Below are 14,205 nucleotides of genomic sequence, written 5' to 3'. Positions count from 1 at the left end.
ACATGAGTTCGCCCAGTAGGTCCGTGCCCGACGGCTGCCCCGGAGCTCTGTCGACGCACCACGCGGCGGACGGTCCGTTGGCCAGAATCCGGCTCCCGGGCGGCCTCGTGCTGCCGGAGCAGATGCAGGTCCTGGCCGAGGCCGCGGCCGAGCTCGGTGACGGCTCGCTCGAACTCACGTCGAGGGGCAACATCCAGGTTCGTGCGGTCTCGGACCCGGACGAGCTCGCGAACAGGTTGGCCGCGGCCGGGTTGCTGCCGTCTCCGACGCACGAGCGCGTGCGCAACATCCTCGCCTCGCCGCTGTCGGGCCGGGTCGGCGGACTCACCGACGTCCGCGGTCTCGTCGGCGAGCTCGACGCTGCCGTGTGCGCTCGCCCCGAGCTCGCCGAACTACCCGGCCGAACATTGTTCGCCCTGGACGACGGCCGTGGGGATCTGTGCGGACTCGAACCCGACTTCGGGGTGTACGCCCAGGCCGACGGGTCGTTCGCAGTGCTGTTGGCAGGACGCGACAGCGGTGTACGCGTCGACCGCGAGCACGTGGTCTCGACTCTGCTCGACTGCGCGGATGCCTTCGTCCGGTTGCGAAACAAGGAATGGCGACTGGCCGAACTGGACGGCGGTGCCGAGCGCATCGTCGACGTGCTCGGGTTCCAGGCCGGACCGGTACTGGCCATGCCCGCGCCGGTCGAGGTGCCACCGATCGGCTGGCTCGATCAGGACGACGGCCACGTTGCGCTCGGCGCCGGCCTGGCCAACGGCGTCCTCGGCGCGCGGTTGGCCGAATTCCTCGCGGCCGTCGATCGTCCGCTGATCGTGACGCCGTGGCGATCGCTGATCGTGGGTGATCTGGACGAGGAACCGGCCGAACAGGTCGTTCGAGTTCTCGCACCCATGGGCCTGATCTTCGACGCCGCGTCACCGTGGATCCGAGTCAGTGCCTGCACCGGATCTCCCGGTTGCGAGAAGTCCCTCGCCGACGTCCGAGCCGACCTCGCGGCCGCGGTCGACGCGCGGATGACGCCACGGGACGAGCGGCAGCATTGGTCCGGTTGCGAGCGTCGATGCGGCCGACCCAAAGGCGAGGTGACCGACGTCATCGCGACGGGAATCGGCTACCAGGTGTCCTGAGCACCTGGAGACCGGCTTCCGGCTGAGGGGTCCCTCTCCCCTATCGTGACACGCATGCACGACTACATCCGTGACGGCGCGGAGATCTACCGCCAGTCTTTCGCAACCATCCGTGCCGAAGCGGATCTGTCTCGGTTCACCCCGGACGTCGCCCAGGTCGTCGTGCGCATGATTCACGCTGTCGGTGAGATCGACCTGACCGAGACGATCGGCTTCACGCCCGACGTGGTGGAGTCCGCCCGAACTGCTCTGCGCGCAGGGGCACCCGTGTTATGCGACGCCAACATGGTTGCCGCCGGTATCACTCGTCGCCGTCTGCCGGCCGACAACGAGGTGCTGTGCACCCTGTCCGATCCTCGGGTGCCGGATTTGGCTCGGAGTATGGGCACCACGAGAACCGCTGCCGCGCTGGAGTTGTGGGGTGACAAGCTGGGCGGTGCCGTCGTCGCGATCGGAAACGCGCCGACCGCCCTGTTCCACCTGATGGAAATGCTCGCGGCCGGAGCTCCGAAGCCCGCAGCCATCGTCGGCGGCCCGGTCGGATTCATCGGCGCGGCGGAGTCGAAGGAAGATCTGATAGCCGCCGACCTCGGCGTGGAATATCTGGTCGTCCGGGGCAGACGCGGTGGCAGCCCCATCACCGTCGCCGCGGTCAATGCCATTGCGAGCGAACAAGAATGAGCTCCAGCGGAAAGTTGTGGGGAGTGGGCGTCGGCCCGGGCGACCCGGAGTTGTTGACCGTCAAGGCCGCTCGCGTGATCGGCGAGGCCGATGTCGTCGCGTTCCACAGTGCTCGGCACGGTCGCAGCATCTCGCGTGCCCTCGCGGCCGGTTACATGCGCGACGGGCAGATCGAAGAACACCTGGTGTATCCGGTGACCACCGAGGCGACGGCTCATCCCGGTGGGTACCAGGGTGCCATCGACGAGTTCTACGAGTCCGCTGCCGCACGGCTCGCCGCTCATCTCGACGCCGGCCGATCGGTTGTGCTTCTGGCCGAGGGCGATCCACTGTTCTACAGCTCGTACATGCACATGCACAAACGCCTGGCACACCGGTTCGAGGTCGAGGTGGTTCCCGGCGTGACCTCGGTGAGTGCTGCATCGGCCGCGCTGGCGACTCCACTGGTGGAGCGCGACGAGGTGTTCACCGTCCTCCCCGGCACCTTGCCGGTGAACGAACTCACTCGCCGACTCCGCGGCACCGACGCCGCGGTCATCATGAAACTCGGTCGAACCTATCCGACCGTGCTCGATGCACTGGAACGATCCGGCAGGCTCGACGAAGCGCGGTACGTCGAGCGGGCCAGTACAGCCGAGCAACGCGTCCTCGATGCCGCCGACGCGGACAACGTGCCGTACTTCTCGATGATCGTCGTGCCGAGTCCGTCGAATCGAACCGAACTTCCCACCAGTACGGGCGAAGTGGTCGTGGTCGGTCTCGGTCCGGGCGACGACGTGTGGACGACGGACGAAGTGCGAGCCGAACTCGCGGCAGCAACCGATCTGGTCGGGTACATCACCTACATCGATCGAGTTCCGCAGCAACCCGGCCAGATTCGGCATGCGAGCGACAACAAGGTCGAATCCGAGCGCGCGGCATTCGCCCTCGACCTCGCCAAACAGGGCCGCCGCGTCGCTGTGGTGTCCTCGGGTGATCCGGGTGTGTTCGCGATGGCGACAGCGGTCATCGAGGTTGCAGCCGAACAGCAGTGGAGTTCGGTACCGGTACGCGTGGTCCCGGGAATGACGGCAGCCAATGCTGTTGCCAGCCGCGTCGGCGCGCCGCTCGGACACGACTACGCCGTCATCTCCCTCTCCGATCGACTCAAGCCCTGGGACGTGGTGGCCCGACGACTCTCGGCAGTGGCCGAAGCCGACATGGCGATCGCGATCTACAACCCGGCGTCGAAGACCCGCACCTGGCAGGTCGCGGCCATGAAAGATGTTCTGCTCGAACATCGTTCATCGGAGACGCCGGTGGTGATCGGGCGGGCGGTAGGCAGTGCGCAGGAATCGGTGCGCACCGTGACCCTCGGCGAACTCGATCCCGAGTCGATCGACATGCGGTGCCTGCTCATCATCGGCTCCTCGATGACGACGGTGGTGGAGACCGGAAGCGGTCCGAAAGTGTTCACGTCGCGGCGCTACCCGTCAGGGAGTGACGCGTAGGCGTTTGATCAACCACCGAGCGGCGGCATCGACCTCCTCGACCGTCGATGCCGAGGTGTCGACGGTGGGTCGCGAGATCATCAGAACGGGAATCGAGGCCGATCGCGCCGCGTCGAGCTTGGCGCGGGTCATCGTGCCGCCGCTGTTCTTGGTGACCAGCAGGTCTATTCGGTTGTCGGCGAGCATTGCCGACTCGTGCGCGAGGTCGAACGGCCCGCGGCCGAGCTCGAGGGTGGCGCGAGGGGGAACGGCACCGGTCGGTGGATCTATCGAACGAATCAGGAACCACGCATCGGCGACTCCGGCGAAATGGTGAACGCCTTGCCTGCCGATGGTGAGGAACACCCGACTACCCGGTTCTATCGATGCGGCCGCCTCGGGTAGGGATGCCACGGTGGTCCACTGGTCGTCCGTCGACGCGCTCCACGGCGGCCGGGTCAGCACGAGATAAGCGACACCGGTTGTCCGAGCAGCGTAGTCGGCATGCGCGGTGATGGTGGCGGCAAACGGATGCGTTGCGTCGACCAGTGCGTCGACGGCGTTGTCTCGAATCCACTGTGCCAATGCGTCGGCACCGCCGAAACCGCCGACCCTGGTATGGCCCGACACCGGCGCCGGCTCGGCGACGCGCCCGGCCAGCGAGGTGATCAACTCGATCCCGGGGACGCCGGCCACGGCGGCGGCGAGTTGCCGGGATTCGGACGTGCCGCCCAGAAGCAGGACCTTCACTGCTCGTCCGCATCCGCCCCGTCGGGCGCACCCCAGGGTTTCGTCACGCACCACTGGGTGACCGGCAGTTGTGGTCGCCAGGTGGTGAAGGAGCCCAACGGCTCACCCCGGTAGATCTGGAACCGGCGCAGCCTGCCGCCGTATCGTGCAGCTGCCGAGAGCAGCAATGAATCCGATTCTGCGGTCACCGAATTGGCGACCAATCGACCACCCGGACGCACGGCCGCCCAGCACCGCTCGATCATGCCCGGCTCGGTCGCCCCGCCGCCGACGAACACCGCGTCCGGAACGCCTGCACTGCCGGGGACCTCGTCGAAAGCTCCGGGCGCAGTGCCGAGCACGGCCAACCCGGGCACCCCCAGCCGTTGTGCGTTGGTCGTGATCTGGTGTCGACGATCCCCGGACGACTCGAATGTCACTGCACGACAGGATGGATCGGTGCGCATCCATTCGATGGCGATCGTCCCCGAGCCCCCGCCGACGTCCCACAGGACTTCGCCGGGTCCGGGCGCCAACGCGCACAGCGTCAGTGCGCGCACTTCGTGCTTGGTCATCTGACCGTCGCCGGTGTACTGCGAATCGGGCAGGCCCGGAACGCGAGTGAGTCTGATGGCGCTGCGATCTCGAACGCATTCGAGCGCGACGACGTTCAGCGGGTCGGCGTCGGCGAACGTCGAGTCCGATGCCGTCCCCCGGGCGACGCGTTCGGCCGGGCCGCCGAGTTGTTCGAGCACGATCACCGTGCTGGCACCGAAACCGTTGTCACGCAGGAGCGCACACACGTCACTCGGTGTCGAGCTGCCTCGGCTCAGTACGAGAAGTCGACGACCGTGGCCGAGTTCCGGAAGGACGGTCTCGACCGGGCTGTTCACCAACGACACCGTCGTGGTGTGCGCAAGCGACCAGCCCAGACGCGCACAGGCGAGCGAAACCGACGACGGTGCGGGATACACCCTCAGACGTTCGGCGCCGAATTCGCGAGCCAGGCTCACACCGATACCGTGAAACATCGGGTCGCCACTGGCCAGCACACACACGGTCCGGCCGTCACAGGAGTCGATCATCGGCCGCAGGCTCGGCAGCAACGGACTGGGCCACGCGCGGGCGTCGGCGCACCTGTCCCCCACGCCGGCAAGCTGCCTCGCCGACCCGAAGACGACATCTGCCTGCTCGACCACGACACGTGCGACAGCAGACAGTCCGTCCCAACCGTCCGCGCCGATTCCCACCACTGCGATGGGCTGAGGGTTGGGCTCCGCCATCAGCGCGGCATCCTGCGCCACAGCCATTGCGGAAGCAGTCTCATCGCGAAGAACACCGGCCGAAGAGTGCCGGGGATCCACACCGTCGACTTCCGGCTGCGCAGCGCAGCCACCACCGCGGCGGCCACCTGATCGGGTGTGCTGGACATCGGTGCCGGGTCCATGCCCTCGGTCATCGAACCGATGACGAACCCTGGGCGCGCGAGCAACAGATGAACGCCGCTGCCGTGCAGGGAATCGCTCAGTCCGCTGGCGAAGCCGTCCAGACCCGCTTTGGCCGAGCCGTAGACGTAGTTGGCCCGCCTGACCCGGACACCCGCGACGGACGAGAAGACCACCAGATCGCCGCTCTTCTGCGCCCGCAGTACCTTCGCGGCGTGGGTGAGGACGGAAACCTGGGCCAGGAAGTCGGTCGTGATCACCTCCAGCGCATGCCCGGCGTCGTCCTCGGCGCGCGTCTGATCCCCCAGAATCCCGAACGCCAACACCACGATTCCGATGGGCCCGTGCCGTTCCACGACGGAGCGCAGGATTTCCTCGTGGGTGTCCATGGCGTTCGCGTCGAACTCGACCGCATCGACGGTCGTCGCGCCTGCCTGCAGCACACGTGACCGTTGCGTCGCCAGGTCGGAACTGCGCCGAGCGGCCAGTACGACGGTTCGTCCCGGTGCCAGCCGAGTGGCGACCTCGAGACCGATCTCGCTTCGGCCGCCGAGCAACAACAACGTTCCCGAGGCGGGTTCAGATCGTCTGCTCACGCCGAACAGTCTCTCCGATCGAGCCCCGCTCGTGGCAGTCGGGGCACGTCACTACAGTCGAGTCATGGCCGCTACCCCCGCTGACGCGACTGCCCTCACCGACGAGGCGATCGAATTCCTCACCGAACGGCACCTCGCCACGCTGACGACGTTGCGTCCGGACGGCACGCCCCATGTCGTCGCCGTCGGGTTCACCTACGACGCGGACGCCCACGTCGCCCGTGTCATCACCAACAACGTGTCGCAGAAGGCGATCAACGCCGGCCGCGGTGCCTACGCGGCCGTCACCCAGATCGACGGTGCCCGCTGGCTGACGTTGGAGGGTCCGGCCACCGTTCGTGACGACCACGAGTCGGTCGCCGATGCGGAGAACCGCTATGCCCGACGCTATCGAGTGCCGCGGGAGAATCCGACCCGCGTCGTCGTCGAGATAGCGGTGCGGCGGGTACTGGGCAGCCGCTCGCTGCTGCGACGCTAGTCGTCCGTCGGCCAGGGTAGAACGGTCAGGTTCGGCCACTCGGTGGTCCACCGCGCGGCCTTCGCCTCGTAGACGTGCCGCATCGGTAATCGCGGATTCGGCCGGACGATCCCGGCGAATAGGTCTTCGAAGCCGTGTGGGGCATAGACGCGGTCCGTACCGTGGGAGTCCACGGTGATCCCGAAACAGCACGTGGTCGACACGAAGTGGTCGATGGCATCCTCGGAGCTTCGGTACGGAGCCAACGTCGCTCCGAAATGCTGCTCGTACCACAGGTGTACACGCGCTTGATTACGCACTTCGACGTCGACCCCGAGGTCGGCGAACACGTCGGCCGCGGTCTCGATCACGTCGTTCTCGGCGGCGTACGACAGATCCGTGTCGTCGAAGTAGAAGAAGTCGTAGTCGCGAATTCCGGCCCCGAGATCTCGGTCGGCGAGGTGATTCCACACGGTTTGGAACAGACCGCCCGCCGTCAGGTACCAACCCGAAAGCCCGAGCTGCGGCGCACGCCGAAGTACCTCGGCCACAATCGGATTCGTCCTGACGACGGAGACGAACTCGGCTCGGCGGCCGTCGGTCACACCGGCAGCACGGCGAGACCGTGGGGGCGGAGGTTGACCGATTCGCACCCGTCCGCCGTCACGACGACGATGTCCTCGATCCTGGCACCCCACTGCCCACGGAAATAGATGCCCGGTTCGATGCTGAACGCCATTCCCTCGGTGAGAGTGATGTCGTTGCCCGCCACGATGTACGGCTCCTCGTGCACCGACAGGCCGATACCGTGTCCGGTGCGGTGCAGGAACGCCTCTCCCAGACCGGCTTCGACCAACACCTCGCGTGCGGCTGCGTCGATGGACTCCGCGCTGACTCCCGGCGACACGGCGTCGACTGCGGCCTGCTGAGCTCGCTCCAGTACCGCGTACCGGGTAGCGACCTCGGCCGAAGGCTCGCCGAGACTGTAGGTGCGAGTGGAGTCCGAGTTGTATCCCGGCGCAACGGGTCCACCGATGTCGACGACGACCACGTCGCCGGCCTCGACGACACGATCGGAGACCTCGTGGTGCGGATCGGCACCGTGCGGACCGGAGCCGACGATGATGAATTCCGGTGCGGTATGGCCTTCCTCGACGATCGCCGTCGCGATGTCTGCCGCGATCTGGGCTTCGGTTCGGCCCACTCGGAGCCACTCGCCCATCCGGGCGTGAACCCGGTCGATGGCATGACCGGCTCGACGCAGAGCATCGATCTCGGCGTCGTCCTTGATCATCCGCAGCTGGCGCAGAACGTCTGTCGCCAGCACCGGCACGGTCCCGAAAATCGTTGCCAGCGGCACGAAGTGCAGGGCGGGCATTGCGTCGGCGACAGCGGTCTTGCTGCCGGCCGGCACGGCCGCAGCCACGAGCGCGTACGGATCGACGCCGTCCACCCAATCGACGAGAGTCAGTGACAGGTCCTCGGCGGCGGAGTCACCCAGCGCGGCGAGTTCGAGCCGCGGCACGACGATGCTGGGAGTGCTGCCGTCGGCCGGCACCACCAACGCGATGAGACGCTCGAACGAGCTGGCCGTGGACCCGATCAGATACTGCAGATCCGGGCCCGGAGTGATCAGCAGGGCGTCCAAGCCTGCGTCCGACGTCAGGCGGGCCGCGCGCGCGAGCCTGGAGGCGTAGACATCGCTGGGAAAACGAGAAGAATCGACACTCATACCTCCAGGCTAGTGCCGTACGGCAAGATGAGCCCCATGACCACCCCCGGAAAGTCGCCGTTGCTGCTCCTCGACGGCGCGAGCCTGTGGTTCAGGGCTTACTACGCTCTGCCCGAGTCGATTACGGCGCCCGATGGCCGTCCCGTCAATGCCGTGCGAGGTTTCCTCGACATGATCTCGGCCCTGATCACGCGAACCGAACCGAGCCGATTGGCTGTATGCCTCGACCTCGACTGGCGTCCACAGTTCCGAGTGGACCTCGTTCCCTCGTACAAGGCTCACCGGGTTGCCGACGCCGCGCCGGATGTGGCCGAGAGCGAAGAGGTTCCCGAGACCCTGACGCCACAGGTGGACATGATCATGGACGTTCTGGCGGCGTTGGGAATTGCCACCGCGGGGGCCGACGGCCTCGAGGCCGACGACGTGCTCGGAACCTTGGCTGCACAGGAACGACGCGATCCCGTCGTCGTGGTCAGCGGCGACCGAGATCTGTTGCAGGTGGCGGCGGACGAACCGAACGAGGTACGGGTGCTGTACGTGGGTCGAGGCTTGGCCAAGGCCGAACTCTTCGGCCCGGTCGAAGTGGCCGAGCGGTACGGCGTCCCGTTGCACCGCGCGGGAGCGGCCTACGCGGAATTGGCGCTTCTGCGCGGTGACGCGTCGGACGGGCTACCGGGTGTCAAGGGTGTCGGCGAGAAGACGGCCTCCACACTCATGCTGCAGTACGAGTCCGTCGCGGCCCTGCGTGCAGCGGCACTAGATCCGGAGTCGGACATGGCCAAGGGAATTCGGGCGAAGCTGGCCAACGCCAGCGACTACCTCGATGCGGCACTGCCGGTGGTGCGGGTCGTCACCGATGCCGACGTCGTTCTGTCGAGGTCGGACGAGATTCCGGCGGAACCGGCAGATCTCGAGGCACTCGACAAGCTCGCGGAGACCCTGGGAATCAGAAACGCCGTGGACCGCCTCGTCTCGGCGATGGCGGCCACGGCGTCCCGGAATTGACCGGGGCTATTTCGGGAGTGAGACCTCGTAGTCGGCGTCGTCGTTGAGGAACGTCAACGTCACCTTCTTGAACGCCCCGTCGACCGTCAGCGTGCAATCGACGCTGGTGCCGGCCTTGACTTCGATGTTCTGCGGGCACGACACCCCCGAGACGTTCGTGGCACCGTAGGACTCGGTCAACACCGTGCGAATACCGTCCTGAGCGGCCGTCGTATCGAGGGTGGTCGTGCGCCCGAACGCGAAGTACAGCACTGCCGCGACCACGGCCACGACGGCGATGACGGAGCCCGCGATGATCAGCGGCTTCTTGGACTGCGCGCCACTGCGGCCGGGGCCTGGCTGCTGGCCCGGGTACTGCCCGGGGTACTGGCCCGGATACTGCTGTCCGGGATAGTGCTGACCGGGATACTGCTGATTCGGATTCTGTCCGCCCGCGAAGGGAGGCTGCTGACCGTACTGGCCGGCACCGTACTGCCCACTGCCACCGAATTGTTGTGGTGCGTAGGGGTTTTGGTAGGCGGCGTCACCGGCAGGCTGTTGTCCGGTCCCCGGATACGGTGCCCCGTACGGCTGTCCCGCCGGGTATTGCGCGGTCGGATTCTGTGCGGTGGGATTCTGTGCGGTCGGATTCTGCGGGTTGTAGCCCTGCGGGTACTGCCCCTGCGGACCCTGAACCTGAGGATTCTGACCCTGCTGCGGGTAGGGCCCGGCCGGATACGCGCCCTGGGGGTAGGGCCCGGCCGGATACGCGCCCTGGGGGTATTGCCCCTGGGGAGACTGGCCGTACGCGCCTCCGGAAGGTTCGCCGTACTGCGTGGTCGGGGTGCCGGTGGGCGGCGCGTACTGTCCCCACGCGGACGGACTCGGAGTCTGCGATTCGGACGTCGCCGCAGCTTCGCCGGTGGATGCTTCCTGCCCGTCCTTTGCGGCACCGTCCTGGTCCGGCGTTCGTGACCAACTGTTGTCGGGGTCGGTCGGACCGTATGGGCCGCTCATCTCGCCTCCACTGAAATCTCGAATCCGTCGGGGGTACAGTATCCCGCTTGTCGCTGCGTCCGCTGTACCGACCCGGCAGTCCGGTTTCGGCCCGTCACGCAGCGCCAATCACGCAGCATCTGTCACGCAGCATCGGTCACGCGGCATCGACGGCCACCACTCCTTGTCGCAGCGCGGCGACGGCACGGGCGGCGGTTCGCGACAGCTCGGGTTCGGGAGCGGCGAGCCGGACCTGGTCGAGCAGGTCGATGACCTGCCGACACCAACGGACGAAGTCGCCACCGGACAGCGCCTTGCCGTTGTCGCCTGCCGCGACCAGTGCGTCGACGAGCGAATGGTCGGAAGCCCACTTGTAGATCGCTTTGACGAAGCCCATGTCCGGCTCTCTGGTCGGTGGCAGTTTGTGCCGAACCTCGTCGGCCCGCAGCTCGTGCCACACCCGCACGGTCTCGGTCAACGCGTGCCTGATGGGTCCGGTCGGGCCGTGTGGGGTGATGTCTCCCTCGGAGCGGGACTCGTAGACCACGGCCGAGACCACTGCGGCCAACTCTGCGGCCGACAATCCCTGCCACAGTCCGCCTCGCAGGCATTCCGCGACCAGAAGATCGGATTCGGAATAGATCCGGCTCAATCGAGCACCGTCGTCGGTCACCTTGGGATCCTTGCCCGGGGTCACGTAGCCGCGGTCCGCCAGCAAGGCCAGAATGCGGTCGAACGTTCGGGCCAACGAGTTCGTCGTGGCCGACACCTTCTGCCGCATCGACTCGGTTTCCCGGGCCAGCCGGTTGTAGCGTTCGCCGGTTCGAGTGAGTTCCTCACGATCCGGCCGGCTGTGCACCGGATGTGAGCGGATGGCCCGACGCAGGGTTGCCAACTCCTTGTCGTCGGCAGCGGTCGACTTTCGTCCCACTCGATCCGAGGGCTGGGATATGCCGCGGGTGACCAACGCCGCCGCCAGATCCCGACGGGTCTTGGCGGTGCGGTGATCGACGAACCGTGGCAATCGCATGGAGCCGAGAGGTGTTGCCGGCGTAGGGAAATCGGCAGCGGACAGACGGCCTGCCCATTTGTCCTCGGTCAGCACGAGCGGCCGCGGATCGCCGCGATCGTCGTCCGGTTCGAGTACCACTGCCAGTCCGCTGCGCCGTCCGGACGGCACCGAGATCACGTCGCCGCGGCGCAACGCACGCAACGAGTCGACGGCTTTGTCCCGCCGATCGGACCTGTTCTGACGCTCGAGGGTCTTCTCTCGATCCTTCAGACGCTCGCGCAGTCGCGCGTACTCGAAGTACTCCCCGTCGGGGCCACCGAGCGTTGCGCCGAGCGTCTCCAACGTCTTCATGTTCTTCTCGATACCGCGGACCATGCCGACGACGGACCGGTCGGCCTGGAACTGAGCGAAGGACCGTTCGAGCAACTGCCGTGAATCCGCTGCCCCGAACTGTTCGATCAGATTGATCGACATGTTGTAGGCGGGCGCGAAGGAACTCCGGAGGGGAAACGTTCGCGTCGACGCGAGTCCGGCCACCTCGGTCGGTTCGGTACCGGGCTGCCACAGCACCACCGCGTGACCCTCGACGTCGATGCCGCGTCGCCCGGCCCGGCCGGTCAGCTGGGTGTACTCCCCCGGTGTCAGCTCCGCGTGCGTCTCACCGTTGAACTTGACCAGCTTTTCGAGCACCACGGTTCGGGCAGGCATATTGATTCCGAGAGCCAGAGTTTCGGTGGCGAACACCGCTCTGACCAATCCCTTGACGAACAGCTCCTCGACGGTGTGGCGGAAGACCGGCAGCATTCCGGCGTGGTGCGCGGCGAACCCGCGTTCGAGCGCATCTCGCCATTCCCAGAAGCCGAGCACTTCCAGATCCTCGCGTGGGAGTTCGGAGGTGTGCTTCTCGACGATGTACCTGATCTCTTCGGCCTGCTCAGGCGTCGTCAGAACCAGCCGCGAACGCATGCACTGAGTCAGGGCCCCGTCGCAGCCTGCACGACTGAAGATGAACGTGATGGCCGGGAGCAGACCTTCCTCGTCCAGCTTGGCGATCACATCGGGACGAGCCAGCGGACGGTTGGCACCTCCGCCTCCCTGCTGGCCGCCGCGTCCGCCGCCCCCGCTTCGACCTCCGCGTCCTCGACTGTGCGGTGCGTGCCACCGATCCATGGAGTCCAGCGACTGACGCTGCTTGACGTGCCGCACCAGGTCTCGGTCCACGACGACCTTCTGGTGGCCGTCCGGTGATTGTGCTCGGGTGTCGAAGAGATCGAACAACCGACGGCCCACCATGATGTGCTGCGAGAGCGGAACGGGACGGTTCTCGTCCACGACCACCGAGGTGTCGCCGCGAACGGTACTCATCCACGCGCCGAACTCCTCGGCGTTGCTTACCGTTGCGGACAGGCTCACCAGACGCACGTCGTCGGACAGGTGCAGGATCACTTCTTCCCAGACCGCACCTCGGAACCGATCCGCCAGGTAGTGCACCTCGTCCATCACCACGTGCGAGAGCCCGCGCAGTGCGTCGGAGGATGCGTAGAGCATGTTGCGCAGCACCTCGGTCGTCATGATGACGATGGGTGCATCCGGATTGATGGACGAATCACCGGTCAACAGGCCGACCGTCTCGCGTCCGTATCGCGCGGTCAACTCGGCGAACTTCTGGTTGCTGAGCGCCTTGATGGGGGTGGTGTAGAAGCATTTGCGACCGGCAGCGAGGGCCAGGTGCACCGCGAACTCGCCGATCACGGTCTTGCCCGCGCCGGTCGGGGCGCAGACCAACACCCCGTGACCGTTCTCCAATGCAGTGCACGCATCCACTTGGAAGCGGTCCAACGGAAAACTCAACTCCGCGGAAAACCGTTGCAGTTCAGTGGGTTCTGGCCTGGACCGGGTGTCGACAACAGCCTCGCTCATGGTCGCGCCCCGTCGCTGGGACTCACATCAGATCGTGTCGTCGTACTGTGCCTGTGTTCGGGTCGCAGTGCCGATACCGCCCACCGGCGGTGTCGGTGCGACAGCGGGTGGGGCCTGGATAGAACTTGCGCCTTCGATGCGTGTTGCTTCGTCATCTGACACATCACCCCATTCGTCTCTTCTCTTGCGCAACTTACGCTTGTCGTGAATCCGCGCAATCTGCACTGCCATCTCGAAGAGCACCGTCAGAGCCAACGCCAAGGCCAGCATCGAGAAGGGATCCTGTCCGGGCGTTGCGATCGCCGCGAACACGAACAGTCCGAAGATCAACCCGCGACGCCACGCCTTCAGGCGTTCGTAGGTGAGAACACCGACGAAGTTCAACCCGACGACCAGCAGCGGTATTTCGAAGCTGACACCGAAAATGATCAGAAGATTGATCAGAAAACCGAAGTACTGATCGCCGCTCAGTGCCGTGATCTGGACGTTGTCACCGATCGACAGCAGAAAGTGCAAGCCCTTGGCGACGACGAAGTACGCCAGAATCGCTCCGGTCACGAACAGCGCAGCGGCACCGGTGACGAAGGAGACTGCGTAACGGCGTTCGTTGGCGTACAGGCCGGGAGTGATGAACGCCCAGATCTGGTACAGCCAGATGGGGCAGGCGAGCACGACGCCTGCGGTGAACGCCACCTTGAACCGCAGCAGGAACTGGTCGAACGGGCCGGTGGCGAGCAGGCGGCACTGATCGTCGTTGCTCAAATCCGCACGCAGGCTCGGGTCCAGGGTGCAGTACGGGCCTCGAAGCAGATCGCCGAGGCTTTCGACGCCGAAGATCGTGTGTGAGTACCAGAAGAATCCGAATGCAGTGGTCACCGCGATGGCCAGCAGCGACCAGAGCAGCCGGGTTCGCAGCTCGTACAGGTGATCGACCAACGACATCGTGCCGTCGGGATTGACTCGACGCTTACTGCGCCGTGGATCGAACGGAATGCGCATGGTGTTCTACGGTCAGCCTTCTTCGGTCGGCAGGCGGCACGAGGCCGTCACC

General features: G+C 66.2%; 13 protein-coding genes. 5 read left to right on the top strand and 8 right to left on the bottom strand.

Going from position 1 to position 14,205, the window contains the following annotated elements; all coding sequences use genetic code 11:
• Positions 1–2: 2 nt before the first annotated feature.
• From cobG to CH266_RS13535, 3 genes are read left to right on the top strand one after another with little or no spacing between them, the layout of a single operon-like run.
• On the top strand, positions 3–1,133 hold the full coding sequence (gene cobG, locus CH266_RS13545; RefSeq protein WP_094715424.1) for a precorrin-3B synthase: 1,131 nt from the start codon (positions 3–5) through the stop codon (positions 1,131–1,133).
• Between the two features lie 54 nt (positions 1,134–1,187).
• Complete coding sequence (locus tag CH266_RS13540) at positions 1,188–1,814, top strand: precorrin-8X methylmutase (protein ID WP_027497104.1); 627 nt, start codon at positions 1,188–1,190, stop codon at positions 1,812–1,814.
• Positions 1,811–3,304: a precorrin-2 C(20)-methyltransferase gene (locus CH266_RS13535; protein ID WP_094715423.1), complete on the top strand. Its 1,494-nt coding sequence runs from the start codon at positions 1,811–1,813 to the stop codon at positions 3,302–3,304. Before CH266_RS13540 ends, CH266_RS13535 begins: the two co-directional genes overlap by 4 nt.
• On the opposite strand, the gene CH266_RS13530 is transcribed toward CH266_RS13535, so the two are convergent.
• From CH266_RS13530 to CH266_RS13520, 3 genes are read right to left on the bottom strand one after another with little or no spacing between them, the layout of a single operon-like run.
• A complete protein-coding gene (locus tag CH266_RS13530) occupies positions 3,287–4,033 on the bottom strand; it encodes a cobalt-precorrin-6A reductase (protein ID WP_032382033.1) in 747 nt (248 codons plus the stop codon). The genes CH266_RS13535 and CH266_RS13530 overlap by 18 nt on opposite strands.
• Positions 4,030–5,322 (bottom strand): precorrin-6y C5,15-methyltransferase (decarboxylating) subunit CbiE, encoded by a 1,293-nt coding sequence (cbiE, locus tag CH266_RS13525; protein WP_230591722.1) that lies wholly within the window; start codon positions 5,320–5,322, stop codon positions 4,030–4,032. Before cbiE ends, CH266_RS13530 begins: the two co-directional genes overlap by 4 nt.
• Complete coding sequence (locus CH266_RS13520) at positions 5,295–6,053, bottom strand: SDR family NAD(P)-dependent oxidoreductase (protein WP_032384442.1); 759 nt, start codon at positions 6,051–6,053, stop codon at positions 5,295–5,297. The genes cbiE and CH266_RS13520 overlap by 28 nt, the downstream gene beginning before the upstream one ends.
• 64 nt (positions 6,054–6,117) lie before the next feature.
• Between CH266_RS13520 and CH266_RS13515 the strand changes: the two genes are divergently transcribed.
• The gene (locus CH266_RS13515; protein WP_032365855.1) at positions 6,118–6,531 is read left to right on the top strand and encodes a TIGR03618 family F420-dependent PPOX class oxidoreductase; all 414 of its coding nucleotides are present in this window, start codon (positions 6,118–6,120) and stop codon (positions 6,529–6,531) included.
• Here CH266_RS13515 and CH266_RS13510 read toward each other — a convergent pair.
• Both CH266_RS13510 and CH266_RS13505 read right to left on the bottom strand, forming a co-directional pair.
• A complete protein-coding gene (locus CH266_RS13510; RefSeq protein ID WP_032382035.1) occupies positions 6,528–7,115 on the bottom strand; it encodes a nucleotidyltransferase family protein in 588 nt (195 codons plus the stop codon). The two genes, CH266_RS13515 and CH266_RS13510, sit on opposite strands and share 4 nt — an antisense overlap.
• Positions 7,112–8,242, bottom strand: a complete 1,131-nt coding sequence (locus CH266_RS13505) for a M24 family metallopeptidase (protein ID WP_032382036.1) — start codon at positions 8,240–8,242, stop codon at positions 7,112–7,114. The genes CH266_RS13510 and CH266_RS13505 overlap by 4 nt, the downstream gene beginning before the upstream one ends.
• A gap of 27 nt (positions 8,243–8,269) precedes the next feature.
• Between CH266_RS13505 and CH266_RS13500 the strand changes: the two genes are divergently transcribed.
• Positions 8,270–9,247 carry a 5'-3' exonuclease gene (locus CH266_RS13500; protein WP_032382133.1) on the top strand — a complete coding sequence of 326 codons (978 nt, stop codon included), beginning with the start codon at positions 8,270–8,272 and terminating at the stop codon, positions 9,245–9,247.
• A 6-nt stretch (positions 9,248–9,253) separates the two neighbouring features.
• On the opposite strand, the gene CH266_RS13495 is transcribed toward CH266_RS13500, so the two are convergent.
• From CH266_RS13495 to tatC, 3 genes are all read right to left on the bottom strand, one after another.
• Positions 9,254–10,243, bottom strand: a complete 990-nt coding sequence (locus CH266_RS13495; RefSeq protein WP_094715422.1) for a DUF4333 domain-containing protein — start codon at positions 10,241–10,243, stop codon at positions 9,254–9,256.
• A 136-nt stretch (positions 10,244–10,379) separates the two neighbouring features.
• Entirely contained in the window at positions 10,380–13,154 is a 2,775-nt protein-coding gene (locus tag CH266_RS13490; protein WP_094715421.1) for a DEAD/DEAH box helicase, read from the bottom strand.
• 27 nt (positions 13,155–13,181) lie between these two features.
• Positions 13,182–14,153 (bottom strand): twin-arginine translocase subunit TatC, encoded by a 972-nt coding sequence (gene tatC / locus CH266_RS13485; RefSeq protein ID WP_094715420.1) that lies wholly within the window; start codon positions 14,151–14,153, stop codon positions 13,182–13,184.
• Positions 14,154–14,205 lie beyond the last annotated feature (52 nt).

Source organism: Rhodococcus sp. 06-1474-1B (genome assembly GCF_002258885.1).
GTDB classification, from domain to species: domain Bacteria; phylum Actinomycetota; class Actinomycetes; order Mycobacteriales; family Mycobacteriaceae; genus Rhodococcoides; species Rhodococcoides fascians.
Note: the sequence above shows the minus strand (reverse complement) of the source record. Positions and strands in the feature narration are given on the sequence as shown.

Coding starts and splice junctions, on each gene's coding strand:
- cobG (WP_094715424.1), top strand. CDS start 3: ATGAGTTCGCCCAGTAGGTCCGTGCCCGACGGCTGCCCCGGAGCTCTG.
- CH266_RS13540 (WP_027497104.1), top strand. CDS start 1,188: ATGCACGACTACATCCGTGACGGCGCGGAGATCTACCGCCAGTCTTTC.
- CH266_RS13535 (WP_094715423.1), top strand. CDS start 1,811: ATGAGCTCCAGCGGAAAGTTGTGGGGAGTGGGCGTCGGCCCGGGCGAC.
- cbiE (WP_230591722.1), bottom strand. CDS start 5,322: ATGGCTGTGGCGCAGGATGCCGCGCTGATGGCGGAGCCCAACCCTCAG.
- CH266_RS13515 (WP_032365855.1), top strand. CDS start 6,118: ATGGCCGCTACCCCCGCTGACGCGACTGCCCTCACCGACGAGGCGATC.
- CH266_RS13505 (WP_032382036.1), bottom strand. CDS start 8,242: ATGAGTGTCGATTCTTCTCGTTTTCCCAGCGATGTCTACGCCTCCAGG.
- CH266_RS13500 (WP_032382133.1), top strand. CDS start 8,270: ATGAGCCCCATGACCACCCCCGGAAAGTCGCCGTTGCTGCTCCTCGAC.
- CH266_RS13495 (WP_094715422.1), bottom strand. CDS start 10,243: ATGAGCGGCCCATACGGTCCGACCGACCCCGACAACAGTTGGTCACGA.
- CH266_RS13490 (WP_094715421.1), bottom strand. CDS start 13,154: ATGAGCGAGGCTGTTGTCGACACCCGGTCCAGGCCAGAACCCACTGAA.
- tatC (WP_094715420.1), bottom strand. CDS start 14,153: ATGCGCATTCCGTTCGATCCACGGCGCAGTAAGCGTCGAGTCAATCCC.